Origin of the sequence: Rossellomorea sp. GAMAL-10_SWC, from assembly GCF_049568075.1 — a bacterium.
Lineage (GTDB): Bacteria > Bacillota > Bacilli > Bacillales > Bacillaceae_G > Gottfriedia.
Genome location: NZ_CP144911.1, coordinates 4,005,471 through 4,019,493 on the forward strand (window position 1 = coordinate 4,005,471; position 14,023 = coordinate 4,019,493).

Here is a 14,023-nt window from a genome sequence, read left to right on the forward strand (position 1 = left end):
GCACTCTCCCTTCATATTTTGACTATCTACCCAACTTGTACATATTTATCTTTGTTTTGTAACGTTGCCAAAACGCTTAACGCTGCTAAATAACTTGTTTTAGGATTATTTGGCATTGGATCATTTTCAATCTCAAGTTTAAGTTTTCCGAACGCACCTGATGCTTCTATTAAATGACTATTTTTTATCGCAATTGGATCGGCAATAATTTTTACTTTTGTATCGTTAGCACCAAGTCCAGCTAAGGATAATACAATTGCCACATTAATATTTCTTGGGTATAGCTTAATTGCTTCAGTTGCAGAGCCTTCAAACAATATCGTTTCTTTATCGAATACTTCTTTTGATAATGCTCCAGGTGGTTTTCTAGTTGTAATTGAAACAGCCTCTAGACCACCTACAGCTTTTGCTGACTTTAAAATATCCAATCCACCAATAGCCCCTGAAGGTAAGAAAACGTTTACACCACATCTTGAACAAACCTCTCGAACTCTTTCTTCAAAAGTAGAATCAGCCATGACCCCAATGCTACTTAACAATAAGTCTTTTCCACCTTCAAGAACATTTATAGCGTACTCCTTTGCAGCCTCAACTGTTGCAGCCTCAATTACTAAATCTAGATCAGAAAGAAGTAGCTCCTCTACACTTTGATAAGCTTCTGTTTCAAATTCTTTAGCAAGTTGAACGCCTGATTCTTCGGAACGTGTATAAATTGAAACAATCTTTCCACCTGGTAACATTCCATCTTTATTTATAGCTTGAAGAAGAAATTGGCCAATGTTCCCACAGCCGATTAGACCTAGTTTCATGCCCATTCACCATCCTTAGTTTGCAAATCCGTATGAATCTGCAAAGAATTCCAATCCACAGTGTCTCGTTTCCCTTGAAACACCACTCTCTTTTAATCCTGGGAAATCCAATGCTAAATCATTAAAGATGGTGTGATTATTATGAAAAACTGCGCCTGCTTCTAATTGATCTGCCATTTCAATAGCTAATTCTTCATTTTCAGTCCAAACAGAAGCCCTTAAGCCAAATTCACTATCATTTGCTAGTTTGATAACTTCGTCAATAGTTGAAAAAGGTAAAATAGGAATTACTGGTCCAAATTGTTCTGCACGAACGATCTCACTTTGCTGATCAATACCTGTCACGATTGTTGGTAAGATGTAGTATCCTTGATCCCACATTTCAGGATTCAGTTGAATTCCAGCTGTTATTATATTTGCACCTGCTTTTTCAGTTCGCTCGATCAATCCATTAACATAGTCATACTGAGCTTGATTATTTAATGGGCCCATCGTTACATCAGGTTGAATACCATCACCTACAACAATACGCTCAAATTCTTTTTTCAGTTTTTTTACTAATTCAACATATCTAGATTCTTGTACATATACACGCTTAATTGCCGAACATACTTGGCCAGCCGCTTTTAAAATACTTATTCTTAATCGTTTAATAGCTTCTTCATCTAAGTTTGCATCTTCTAAAATGATTGCTGGGTCATTCCCACCAAGCTCCATATATACTTTTTGAAGATTTCCAGAGGACTTTTTCATAATCTCTTTACCTGTTTGTGTACTTCCGACAAAAGCAATCGTGCGAACTCGTGAATCGGAACAAAGCTTGTCACCAATCTTTTTTCCTGAACCTGTTACAATATTGATTACACCAGGAGGAAAATGTTTAGCCACTACTTTTAGACAAGCCATAATGGTAAGTGGACAATTTGTCGCGGGTTTCACAATAACTGTATTACCTGCTAAAACAGCAGGAATCACTCGTTTAAATGTTAAAATCATAGGAGAGTTCCAAGGAGTAATTACTGCAGTAATCCCTCTAGCTCTTCTTCTTACTTGAACTTTTTGATTTCCTGGAAGTAATTCTGGACTCCACCATTTAAGTAGTTCATCCGCTCCACCATTCATTACTTCAACGCAGCGTAATAAGTCTTTTTTAGCTTCTACTAGTGTTTTTCCATTTTCACGAACAAATAATGAAACATGTTCTTCAATGATTTTAGAAAGTTCCTGTGCTGCTGCTTTCATTCTTTCTACACGATCCTGAATCTCACTCTTTGACCAAAGTTCAAATGCATTCGATGCTGCATTAATTGCTTCGTTTACGATTTCCTCAGTACATAATGCAACTTTACCGATTACTTCCGACTTATTTGCAGGATTAATAATATTTGATGTTTCCTTACTTTCTTTCCATTCACCATTTATGAGATATCTCCCTGATACAACTGGATATGTCGAAATCATATTGAATCTCCTTTATAATTTTTTTGGCTTAAAGCTTTCAGCTGCTCCTGGAGGTCCACCAAAAGGTTTTGCCATAGGTCCAACTGCTTCCATATCTACAACGATCATTGTTGGCTGTCTTCTTTCAATTGCTTTCTTTAGTTCATTAACAAATTCGTCTCCTGATCCAATACGTGCTGCTTCAAAATGCATTGACTCAGCTAGTTTTACAAAATCAGGACTTAATAAATTCACTGCTACTTGGCGACCGTATGCCGCTTTTTGAATATTACGAAGAACCCCATAGCCAGAATCATCAAATAATACAACAATAATAGGAAGATTTTCTTCAGCTGCAGTCACCATTTCACCTACATTAACCATAAACCCACCATCTCCAGCCATTAATACGACCGTTTGATGAGAGCAACCCAATTGAGCTCCTATAGCTGTAGGAAGACCTTGACCGATCCCGCCACCTGATGCGTGAATAGATGTTCTCGGTTCATAAATATCGAATATTCTACTACCCCATACATTTGCTTGTACTGTCACATCTCGAACCAAAATCGTATCTCTCGGTAAAATCTCTCTCATACCATCTACAAACTGTTCAAACGGACCAAGTGTTTTACGAAGTTGTCCTCGCACTTCATTTCTTAGTGAACGTACCTCTTCTATGTAAGAAGGTAAAACCGAAATAGACTTTTCATCAATTTTATTTATTAAAGCTGATAAAATTTCTTTTGCATCGCCGACTAATCCAACTGTTGCTTTATAATTACGATTAATTGCATTAAAATCTGCATCAATTGAAATATGTTCTTCTGGGACAGGGACTTTCCAGTTAGAAGTTTCATTTCCTCTAAAACGTACACCTACGCTAATCAATAAATCTGCATTTCTCAAAAACTCTTTTGTCGACTCATTGGCTGCAAAATGACCTATACATTGCTCATGATCCTCTGGTATCGAACCTTTTCCAGATTGACTTGTAATGACAGCAGCTCCAAGAATTTCAGCTAAATTTGTTAACTCCTTTGAGGCATTGGCAGAAATAACACCGCCACCAGCCCAAATAACTGGACGACGTGCTTCTGAAATTTTTGAAATTGCGATATCTGGTATTACGGTAGTTAATTGCGGTTTAAAAACATCTACCTGTACTTTATCGATTGAAACGTCCTCAATAATTGCTGATTGAAAGTCGATTGGAATTTCTAAGCTAACTGGTCCTGTTGGAGCAGTTAATGCTTCTTCAATTGCTTTTCTTACTACACCAGCTGTTTGTTCTGGTCTTCTAAGTCTTACAGCATTTTTACAAGCACCGCTCATCATTGAAAGCTGGTCTTTGCATTCATGTATGTACCCTTTACCTGTACCAAGATAAGGTGATGCTACTTCTCCAGTCAGATGAAGTAGTGGAACTCCAGCTGCCCATGCTTCTACTAATGAACCAGCAGCGTTTCCAGCTCCTGTTCCTGTACTAGTAATAACTACACCTAATTTTCCTGTCGAACGTGCATAGCCATCTGCCATATTTACTGCTCCACTTTCGCCTCGTGAACAGATCAGCTTGATACTTCCGTCCCTTAGAATCGCGTCATAGATGGGCATATTGTGAATACTTACGATTCCAAAAGCGACTTCTACACCTGCTTGAACTAACTCTTTTACGACGGCATCCGCAGTAGTAAATACGATCTCTTCTTGATTTTTCATCTTAGTATCCTACCTTTGTCTTATAATTTATTTAAAGTGCTTTACCGATTGCACCTGCAGTTTCAATTGTAGAACCAGCTACATAACTCGCTTTGTCTGAAGCAAGAAAAACAATTACACTAGCAACTTCTTCCGCTTCACCTACACGACCTAGTGGAATATTTCTTTTTATCGCAAGATCTTTATAATATTCTTCGGGATCCATATCAGGAGCATTCTTCAGCCTTCTACGTTCCCACTGGTCTGTCCGAATTAATCCAAGACTAACTGAATTGACTAAAATATTGTCAGATGCTAATTCTTGAGACAACGTTTTACTTAAATTTAAAAGTCCTGCACGGGTTGCTGCTGTTGCTATCATATGACGCTCAGGCTCTTTTGCTAGAGTTGCATTTATATTAATAATTCGGCCACCTCCTCTTTTCACTAAATAAGGATGAGCTGCACGAACTGCATAAATAATTGCGAAATACTTTAATTGAATTTGTTCCTGCCACTGTTCATCAGTAATATCGAAAAAATGCCCCATAACACTTTGACCAGCTGCATTCACTAACGTATCAATTCCACCAAACTTTTCTGCTGTTTGTTGAATAAACGAATTAACCTCCTCTTTTGATGTAACATCACACGTCGCAGCAAATAGATCTTCGCGTTTGCCATATGAGAGTAAATGCTTTAATGCTTTATCTGCGCGCTCTTTGCTTCTTCCGCAAATTGCTACTTTAGCACCTTCACCTAAAAATAATTCAGCTGTCTTCAGTCCAACACCAGAGGTGCCACCCATAATTACTGCAACTTTTCCCTTTAACCCAAGATCCATCCCGTCACCCCTTATTAAAGCTTTCATGGTTCTTATTCCTTAAAGCATTTTTATTTAAACTTTTTATCGCACTTTAACTGTGGTATCTACCCAGCCACGATCTGGCTCTCCGCCCATCGCTTTACGAGCTTCTGGTTTTGGTGGACCAGCAATTCCCCATTGATCCATTAGATGTGGCACGCGTTTCCAAACTCGCGCACTCCACTCAGCCTCATCTTCAATTGTTTCAAGATAACATGTATATTCCATGACAAACCCACCAAGATCTTGAAAATAACAAAAGATATTATTACCAGGACCATGCCGACCTGGACCCCATAACTCACTTAATCCGGCTTTCCTAACATTACTAATACCTCGCATCAGTTCATCCACCGAATCAACTTCGTAAGCAATATGATTAACTGAAGCGTGTGCATCTTGGTTAAATGCAATCGAATGATGTTTTCGATTACACCTTAAGAAGGACATTTGGTGCTCACTCCAATCCGTCACTTTGAATCCAAGCACATCAGTATAAAACCCCACGATCATATCTAAATCTTTTGTGTTCATAACTACATGGTTTAATTTCACAGGATCAACGTTTTTATTAGTCCAAATTGATGTTTGAACCTCTACCCAAGCGGAAAGTTCAATTACACGGTTTTCTGGATCAACAAATCGAAGTCCATATCCTCCACCAGCTTCATCCAAATAACCTGGCTCTTCAACAATATGTACACCTTTTGAATGTAAGATTTCCGCTGCACGATCAACTGCATTTTTATCGACCATTCCAAATGCGATGTGATGCAAACCGCATTTATCACCCTTTCGAAGGCTTAGTATATGATGCTCAGGTCCTGCCCCCCGAAAATAAGCAATCTTTTCATCCGAAGCATTTACACGATCTAAACCCCAAACTTTTTCGTAAAAGTTCACTTGTTCCTCAAAGTTTGGTGTGATCAAACTTATATGTCTTAAATGAGTAATTCCTACCACCAACAATCCCTCCCATTTATCTATATAAAGCGCTTTCTTTTATTAACTCTATTGAAAAAGGCAGCTGCAATTTATTCAAAATGCAGCTGACCCTTTTTAATTAACCTTTGATGATTGCTTCTCTTTCTTTAGCACGTTGTTTACGAAGTTCTTCAAGTGCGCTACCTTCTGGATAGGTTGGAAGGTTTGGTTTCACTGCGCCAAGCATAACTAACATACGTGCTTCAGTATCTCCATCATTTCTAATGCCTCGATGAACGCCAGGAGGAGAACTGATACAATCTCTAGCTTTTAATTTAATTTCATGTACTTCATCTTTACCAACTTCTTGAATTAAAGCAGTAACTTCTCCCTCAAGAATGAAAAATACTTCTTCTACATCATCGTGTAGATGTAAAGGTCCGATACAGCCAGGAGGTAGAACCATTGTACTTAATGTAAAATGTTCTGCTGTAATTACATTTGAATCATTATTCGCTGTCGCACCACGACCAATATAACGCATTTGAGCACGCTTATATCTCGGATCAATTTCCTCTTGAAACTTTAAAACATTCCAATCTAGCGTACGGTCTTCTAAGCGAGCCACGTATTTTTTTTCAAATTCTTTAACTGAAAAAGTTTCATTTGTCATTTTTAAAATCCTCCCTGTATTGTTGTTCTTTTTAAACAAAATGTTTTGTATCGAACACCTATTGTGTTTTATATACAAAACAGTGTTTTATCTATAAAATAATTCTAGGATGGATTATCCTTTGTGTCAACATAGTTTTTAGAAAATTTCGATATGTCATAAAAGTTAAATATAAAAAACCACTGTATTTCCAAGGTTTATAACTTGTTTTTTTTGCAAAAAAAATATGGGTTCCCTTAGTTTGGGAACCCATCAGTGTGTAGACAAAGTACAAAAAACTTGGGTTTCAGACTGATTGCAAGCGCTCAACAGTCTGATGGATTCACTTAGTTTGGGAACCCATATTTTTAAATTTAACTATTTTACCTGATTTGAAACTCTGCCATTGTAACCCATATAGTTTGATAGTAAAACAGAGACATCTAAAAGTTTAGGCAATGCAACTTTATTCATGAAATCTTCCTGATAAGATAATTCAGTCGCTACGATATTCAGTGCAGCCAATACTTTTCCTGTTCTACCGTATATAGGTGCAGCGATTGAATGAATACCTTGGTGAAATTCTCCACTAGTCATTGAATAGCCCTTTTGGCGTATTTTATCTAATTGATCCATAAACTCACCAGGCGTCGTTAACGTTTTATCTGTATAAGGTGTTAAATTTGTAACTTGGAACAGTTGCATTAGACTTTCCTTTGGCTCGTATGCAAGAAGTAGCTTTCCATTTGCAGTTGCATGAGCTGGTAGTCTTAAACCAATATTGACATTGACTGCCGATACCCCTCTAACTGGTGCACTCCCAACATAAACTACTTCATGTCCATCTAAAATTGACAAATGACAAGAAGCACCGATTTCATCACGTAATGATTCCATATAAGGTTGTGCAATTTCAGGTATTTTCAAGCTATTTATATAACTAAAACCTAATTCAAGAACTTTAGGAGTTAACGAATATTGTTTCGTATTTTCATCCTGTGTTAAGTATCCAATTGACTGCAATGTATAAAGTAATCGATAAGGTACTGTTCTGCTTACCCCTAACTTTTTTGCAATCTCTGAAAGTGACAAACTAGGATGTTCCTCATTAAAAAGCTTAATAATTTCTAATCCTCTAACTAAAGAATTAGCGCTATATTTTTCTTTTTCTACATTATCCATCGAGCAAACCTCTCCTAATACAATAGATTCAATTCTACTTTTGACTTATCGGTTGTTTCTTTAAAAAGTTTAACACGGATTGATTAAATATTTTAGGGTCTTCTTGATAGCATAAATGCCCTGAATTTGGAACGATAACAAATTCTGAATTTGGAATCAACTCGTGAAATATTTGTGATTCACTTACTGGAGTTACTTGGTCTAACTCCCCACACATAACAAGTGTCGGAACAGATATTGAAGACAGAATCTCCATTTGGTTTAAGTTCGATAATGAGTAGGAAACAGAACGGTAACCAGATAGACGAACTTGTGACATTATACGTTCTGCTTCTTTTATAACCTCTGGTGATGCATTTGGCGCAAGTAATGCTTTTACTCTTTTTCTGGCTAGTTCAGTTGGATGTAGATTTTCAATGGAGTTTAATCTATTTTGAAGTTTTTTCTCGTTTTCTTCTCTACTTAACCCAGCTGCTCCACGTGTTGCATCTGAAATAATTAACGCATCGACTATATGTGGAAAACGATTCGTAAAATCAATTGCAATTGCCGATCCCATTGAATGACCTAGTAAATAGATAGAATCTAACCCTAGACTATCCAAAAACTCTTTAAGAACATTAGCGAACTCGGAAAACTCATGGAACTCCTTTTGTAGATCTGAACTCCCACCATAACCTGGTGCATCCCAAACAATTACTCTATACTGTTCCTTCAATTCACTTAATTGATGCTTCCATGACTGAGAATTATTACCCAAACCATGTAAAATTACAAGAGGTTGTCCTTCTCCTGATTCTTGATAATGAATCGATAACTCTTTTAAATGACTAATCGGCATTCACATTACCTCCACTCTATTTTCTATACTCAAATTCTACTAAGCTAAATATCAAAAAACATAATGTTTCATATAAAAAACATGTTTTTTTAACTTGAATTATAGATTTGTCAGAATTTAATGTCAATAACTCAATTTTTCATTGGATAGGTAAATAATTGATCATGCATCGAAACATAAAAACTGGGAAATTTTTCAGTAAAATCATAATTGACAAACTTTTCTAATTATTTTATCTTTAAAAGAGTTTCATCTTTAAAATATGAAACAGTGTTTTATATTTAAAACGTTAACACATCGAAAGGAGTGGATCGCTCAAGTTTGAGCCAAAATTAATACTTGAAGTATCAAAACAAATTATTTGAACTTCAATATCTATTAGGTAAACGTAGTTTCTGCTTTTTCCTTCCAAATTTTTAAACGTAATTACTTGATTTTAAAAGGAGAGAGAATTTTAATGCTACATAGACAAAAAAGATGGATTTTAATTGCTTTACCAATCTTTTTCTTTTGGTTCTTTGGACAAATTGATAAAGTTGGCATTTCTGTCATACAAACAGATCCAGAGTTTTTGAAGGCACTAGGAATGACTGGTGTTGACAAAAATGCAAAAATTGGTCTTCTTTCATTTGTTTTTACGATTGCATATGGAATTTCGAATCTATTTTGGGGATTCATTATTGATAAATTTGGTGCGAGAAAAACGGCTATAGCTGGATTATTTGTTTGGTCTCTTACTATGTTTTCATCTGGTCTCTCCACTACATATGAAGCATTTATTATAAGTCGAATTATTCTAGGATTTGGAGAAGGGATGATGATTCCTGTTTCGGGGAAATTTATTTCTGCTTGGTTCAACAAACGAGAGCTAGGGCGCGCTCAAGCTTCTTGGCTTACAGGTAACTATTTAGGTCCAGCAATTGGAGCAGTTATATTAGTACTTGTTATTTCTTCACTTCATTGGCAATCAGCTTTCTTTCTACTCGCTGGATTTAACTTTTTAATTAATATTCCAATGTTTATATTTCTTACAAGAAATACACCTGGTGAACACCCATGGGTTAGTAAAGAAGAGTTGGATCTCATTCACCTTCCAGTAGAACCTATAGAACATCAAGTAAGTAGTTCCAATAGGAATAAAAATTTTATTCAAGATTATCGTTTTTGGATTGTATGGTTTGGTATGTTAGTCTGTTCTTTCCTTTTTTTTGGCATAAGCATTTGGCTACCAACATATTTGATCGAAGCAAAAGGTTTTGAGCGTGAAGGTATGACAAGTATTACTTCTTTATCGTGGTTATTTGCCCTTGGATTTGTACTCGCATGTGGCTTTCTTGCCGATAAAACAAGACGCCCAAGCTTAATGGCATCAATCTTATTTTCACTGACTGCTCTATTTTTAACAACAGCAGTTTTTGTTCCAAATCCAGTATTAGCAGGGATTTGCATGGGACTTGCTATGGGATGTCAAGGTGGAGTCTTCCATCTTAGTAATATGTTCTTAGTAAAATATTCAACTCAAGAGACGGCAGGCCGTGCAGCAGGCTTAATAGGATTTACAAACTTAATGGGTGGATTTTCTAGTTATATTATGGGCTGGTTACGTGATTCTTCAGGAGGCAATTTCACGACCTCAATTATTATGTTAATCATTACGGCTCTCTTAGGTTTGATTGCTTATTTATTTTCTATTAAAGAAGAAGCAACCGAACTACGTGCTGTACCCCTTCCTCCACAAAAAATTAATGCTTAATCAACGTTTTGAAGACGCTTTAATAAAAGAGGAGCGTCCTAAAAGTATAACTTTCAATGGGTAACCCCTTTTTTTATAACGGTAAAAAACAAATAAGAAGTCCGATTTTCTAAATAAACACTGAAGAGTTGCAAAGAACAATGAACTGCAATTAAAATTGGAGAACCGCAAATAAAATTGCCAAAACTGCAATTCATACTTACCTATACCAGTTGGGGGATTATGACATGAAAATTGTACAATAGTAAATGACTTGAATTGGATAACTAGCAAGTATATTGTAACTCTTACTAAATAAAATAAAACTCTACTAATATCTTTTAAAAACAGCCATTTTCTCAACTAAAATGAATAGATCTGTTGAGATACCCCTACTACTTAATTTTCATATAAAAAAGGCGTCTCATGTCAGTTAATCTGACTTTTTGAGACGCCTTCTTTTACAAATAGAAGATCATTATCGAAAATTAAATTTTCTACAGTGATCTTCTATTCTATTACTTATCTAAATCAATTTTAGTTCCAGGGTGGACAGTCCAGGAAGGATTTTTCCCTACCTTATCCCCTTCTTTTACTCCTTTAAGAATAGCAATATATTTCCCTTGTTTTTGGCCAGTTTTTACATTTTGTTTATAGATAGTTCCTTTTTTAAGTACATACACATATTTTGATTTTCCTGATCCTTTGACACTCGTCTCAGGTATTGCTAGCAAATCCTTTGATTGTACTACTACTTCAAGATTTGTTTCATAGCCAGGATATAGATTCTCTTGTGAATCTAGCGTTGCTCTAAAAGAGTAATATGGTATAGCTTCTTTTTTGGAATTCTTATCTTGATTTGTGGATTGATCATTCATAGGATAGTTACTTACCTCTGAAATGCTTCCATTCCAGTTCTTATCGGCAACAACCTTTGAAGTGATTTTAATTACTTGGCCTGGCGCAACTTTTGCTTTCTCTTCTTCTGTTAGCTTCCCTTCAATTTCAAATGGTTCGTTTGAAGCGATTTGCATAATTGAGATTTGTTGTTTATCTGTTACCTTATAGCCTTGACCGATACTTTTGTTCAAGTTAAGTACTACTCCATCACTATTACTGTTAACAGTTAATGATTCTTGCTGTGCTTTTAGCTTTTCAGCTTCAAGTGTATATTGTTCTACTTTTAGCTGTGCAGCATTAAGCTCTTCCTTTGTAGTATTAAGTTCAGCATGTAGCGATTGAATCTCTGGTGTATTTGTTGCATTAGTTGCATTTTTATCTGTATTATTTGCATCAGTTGTACTCGGTGTTGATGTTGACGCTGAAATAGCATTTTGAATGTCTTTCTCTAATGATGCAATTTGGTCGTTTTTCTGTGTAACAGTTGTTTCTGCTAGCTTCTTATTTACTTCTGCTTGTCCAATTTCCGCTGCTATAGTTGTATCTTCATAAGAAAAAAGTTTTTGCCCTTTAGTGACAGTATCTCCTTCTTTAACAAAAATCTCATTTATAGAACCTTTAGTTGGATTAACGTAAATTGTTTCAGTATGACTTTGTACGACACGACCAGACACAGTTTCGGTTTTCGTAAAACTTTTTACCGTTGGACTTATAAACTGTAATGTTTGAGATTTACTTTTTTTAATTTCTACCACCGCTACGCTAAGAACCACAGAAACGATTAAAAGAACAATGATCCCCATTAAAATAAATTTCTTCTGACGTGGCGTAATTACTTTTAGTTGTTCTTTTTCTTCGTCAATTCTTTTCGCCGTTTCCATAAAACGCTTGCCCCTTCCTTATCTTGCCAAAAACTTAATACGACATCTCCTATTTCTATTGTCTATTGTTTTAAAAAGCGTTTCAAGGAGATTTTTTAGAAAATCATAAATATTTAATATGTTTTTTTAAATAAATCTATTATTTGTCCTTTTATGCGGATTATTAGATTAATTTAGGCAGATTTATATTATTTCAGAATATTCAAATTTTAATTTCAGAAAAATAATTTTATCGCTTATGTTTTAATTTTTCCTAGGAAGCACGAATGAGTAGAGACTACTAAAAAAGTCACAGAACCCCTTGAAAAATCTATGTATTTTCGCACATATTTTTATTAATTTAATGAAAATTTAGACTCTATAAGATTAAAATATAATATTTAAAACATTCATACTATTATTGCGTAGTATTATTGAACTATGTTACAATACAAAAAATATCTTTCTAGAAAAGCTATAAAAATGTATTTCGTATACGCATTAGAAAACGCTTACGAAAATTTCGAGCAATTAACATTCTTTCCTCTATCAATTTGGGGGGTTATTACAACTCTCCCATTGCAAAAAGATTAGTTACTACACACTCTTTTAAACGGTGTGTATTTATTTACTAAAAATACAGATTATTCACAAAAGGGGGAGTCTTTGGATGAATGCTTTTTTCAGGAAAAAGTCGATTGAGCAGCTTCAACAAGATGGGGCTAAAAATACCGGACTTAACCGAGTTTTAGGTTTATGGCAACTGACTGCCATTGGTTTAGGCGGGATCATAGGTGTAGGTATTTTCGTATTAACCGGTGTAGCAGCGGCTGAACACGCTGGTCCGGCAGTTCTCTTATCGTTTATTATTGCTGGTTTAGCTAGCGCAGCTGCAGCATTGTGTTATGCAGAATTTGCTGGATTAATACCGGTAGCTGGAAGTGCTTATACTTACAGTTATGCTGTTTTAGGAGAAGGTACAGCTTGGTTAATCGGGTGGGATTTGTTACTCGAGTATGCCTTAGTTGTTGCAGTAGTAGCTATTGGATGGTCTGGCTACATGCAAGAGTTTTTAACACAAATGGGAGTTCATATTCCTGTATGGGCACAAGGCGCGCCTGGTACGGGAGCAGGTCACAAGGTTGACTTAATCGCTGTTTTAGTAAGTCTTGGAATTGCTGGCTTACTTACATTAGGAACTGAAATGGGTTCTAAATTTAATTCATTAATGGTTATCATCAAATTAGGTATTATTCTTTTAGTTATTGGCGTTGGAAGTTTTCATATTAATACAGCTAACTGGCACCCATTCATGCCTTTTGGTTTTCATGGCGTAATGAGTGGAGCAGCTCTAGTATTCTTTGCTGTATTCGGATATGACACATTAACTACAGCAGCTGAAGAAGCAAAAAGACCGCAACGTGATTTACCACTTGCAGTTATCATATCATTAGCTGTCGCTTTATGTTTGTATGTTGCAATGTCACTTATTATTACAGGGATGGCTCCGTATGAAACACTTAATAACGCAGCTCCTGTAGCAAAAGCTTTTAGTAATATTGGCATGAAATGGATTACGATAATCATTTCTGCGGCTGCCATTGCAGGAATTCTATCAGTATTGTTCTCGTTTATGCTTGCTGGATCACGTATTTGGTTCTCAATGAGTAGAGATGGTCTATTACCAAACTGGTTTACAAAATTACATCCTAAATATAAAACACCTTATCGTCCTACTTTATTAATTGGTTTAATTACGGCATTTGTAGCTGGTGTTACGCCAATTAACGAAGTTGCAGAATTAGTTAATATCGGAACGTTAACAGCATTTATTTTAATTTGTTCTTCTATTATTGTATTACGTATAAAACGTCCTGATTTAAAAAGAGGTTTCAAAACACCATTGGTACCGATTATTCCTTTAATTGGGATTGGATTTTCTGCTTATCTAATCGCTAGTCTTCCAGGTATTACATTTATTCGTTTTATTGTCTGGATGGCTATAGGACTTGTTGTGTATGGATTATATGGTAAGAAAAGAAGTGCACTAAATACAGCAAATAACAATAACAAAACTAAAATAAGCTAAAGTAGCATTAAAAAGCCACAAGGAAATT

General features: G+C 35.7%; 11 protein-coding genes. 2 read left to right on the forward strand and 9 right to left on the reverse strand.

Going from position 1 to position 14,023, the window contains the following annotated elements; genetic code table 11:
* Positions 1-26: 26 nt before the first annotated feature.
* From nadX to V5E38_RS19475, 8 genes are all read right to left on the reverse strand, one after another.
* Entirely contained in the window at positions 27-815 is a 789-nt protein-coding gene (gene nadX / locus V5E38_RS19440) for an aspartate dehydrogenase (protein ID WP_499211212.1), read from the reverse strand.
* Between the two features lie 9 nt (positions 816-824).
* Complete coding sequence (locus V5E38_RS19445; RefSeq protein ID WP_499211213.1) at positions 825-2,270, reverse strand: aldehyde dehydrogenase family protein; 1,446 nt, start codon at positions 2,268-2,270, stop codon at positions 825-827.
* A gap of 12 nt (positions 2,271-2,282) precedes the next feature.
* On the reverse strand, positions 2,283-3,971 hold the full coding sequence (locus V5E38_RS19450) for a thiamine pyrophosphate-binding protein (protein WP_499211214.1): 1,689 nt from the start codon (positions 3,969-3,971) through the stop codon (positions 2,283-2,285).
* A 31-nt stretch (positions 3,972-4,002) separates the two neighbouring features.
* Positions 4,003-4,794, reverse strand: coding sequence for an SDR family oxidoreductase (locus tag V5E38_RS19455; RefSeq protein ID WP_499211215.1), 792 nt, complete (start codon positions 4,792-4,794; stop codon positions 4,003-4,005).
* 63 nt (positions 4,795-4,857) lie between these two features.
* Entirely contained in the window at positions 4,858-5,778 is a 921-nt protein-coding gene (locus tag V5E38_RS19460; RefSeq protein WP_499211216.1) for a VOC family protein, read from the reverse strand.
* A 100-nt stretch (positions 5,779-5,878) separates the two neighbouring features.
* Positions 5,879-6,412, reverse strand: coding sequence for a cupin domain-containing protein (locus V5E38_RS19465; protein WP_098231233.1), 534 nt, complete (start codon positions 6,410-6,412; stop codon positions 5,879-5,881).
* A gap of 357 nt (positions 6,413-6,769) precedes the next feature.
* Positions 6,770-7,573: an IclR family transcriptional regulator gene (locus tag V5E38_RS19470; RefSeq protein WP_499211217.1), complete on the reverse strand. Its 804-nt coding sequence runs from the start codon at positions 7,571-7,573 to the stop codon at positions 6,770-6,772.
* A 34-nt stretch (positions 7,574-7,607) separates the two neighbouring features.
* Positions 7,608-8,414 carry an alpha/beta fold hydrolase gene (locus V5E38_RS19475; RefSeq protein ID WP_499211218.1) on the reverse strand — a complete coding sequence of 269 codons (807 nt, stop codon included), beginning with the start codon at positions 8,412-8,414 and terminating at the stop codon, positions 7,608-7,610.
* Between the two features lie 457 nt (positions 8,415-8,871).
* Between V5E38_RS19475 and V5E38_RS19480 the strand changes: the two genes are divergently transcribed.
* Positions 8,872-10,167 (forward strand): MFS transporter, encoded by a 1,296-nt coding sequence (locus V5E38_RS19480; protein ID WP_499211219.1) that lies wholly within the window; start codon positions 8,872-8,874, stop codon positions 10,165-10,167.
* Between the two features lie 497 nt (positions 10,168-10,664).
* Here V5E38_RS19480 and V5E38_RS19485 read toward each other — a convergent pair whose 3' ends face one another.
* On the reverse strand, positions 10,665-11,927 hold the full coding sequence (locus V5E38_RS19485; protein WP_499211220.1) for an efflux RND transporter periplasmic adaptor subunit: 1,263 nt from the start codon (positions 11,925-11,927) through the stop codon (positions 10,665-10,667).
* A gap of 649 nt (positions 11,928-12,576) precedes the next feature.
* Here V5E38_RS19485 and V5E38_RS19490 point away from each other — a divergent pair.
* Positions 12,577-13,995: an amino acid permease gene (locus V5E38_RS19490; protein WP_499211221.1), complete on the forward strand. Its 1,419-nt coding sequence runs from the start codon at positions 12,577-12,579 to the stop codon at positions 13,993-13,995.
* Positions 13,996-14,023 lie beyond the last annotated feature (28 nt).

Excerpts from the sequence above, each read along its gene's own strand:
- nadX (WP_499211212.1), bottom strand. The coding sequence starts at position 815 with ATGGGCATGAAACTAGGTCTAATCGGCTGTGGGAACATTGGCCAATTT.
- V5E38_RS19445 (WP_499211213.1), bottom strand. The coding sequence starts at position 2,270 with ATGATTTCGACATATCCAGTTGTATCAGGGAGATATCTCATAAATGGT.
- V5E38_RS19450 (WP_499211214.1), bottom strand. The coding sequence starts at position 3,971 with ATGAAAAATCAAGAAGAGATCGTATTTACTACTGCGGATGCCGTCGTA.
- V5E38_RS19455 (WP_499211215.1), bottom strand. The coding sequence starts at position 4,794 with ATGGATCTTGGGTTAAAGGGAAAAGTTGCAGTAATTATGGGTGGCACC.
- V5E38_RS19465 (WP_098231233.1), bottom strand. The coding sequence starts at position 6,412 with ATGACAAATGAAACTTTTTCAGTTAAAGAATTTGAAAAAAAATACGTG.
- V5E38_RS19470 (WP_499211217.1), bottom strand. The coding sequence starts at position 7,573 with ATGGATAATGTAGAAAAAGAAAAATATAGCGCTAATTCTTTAGTTAGA.
- V5E38_RS19475 (WP_499211218.1), bottom strand. The coding sequence starts at position 8,414 with ATGCCGATTAGTCATTTAAAAGAGTTATCGATTCATTATCAAGAATCA.
- V5E38_RS19480 (WP_499211219.1), top strand. The coding sequence starts at position 8,872 with ATGCTACATAGACAAAAAAGATGGATTTTAATTGCTTTACCAATCTTT.
- V5E38_RS19485 (WP_499211220.1), bottom strand. The coding sequence starts at position 11,927 with ATGGAAACGGCGAAAAGAATTGACGAAGAAAAAGAACAACTAAAAGTA.
- V5E38_RS19490 (WP_499211221.1), top strand. The coding sequence starts at position 12,577 with ATGAATGCTTTTTTCAGGAAAAAGTCGATTGAGCAGCTTCAACAAGAT.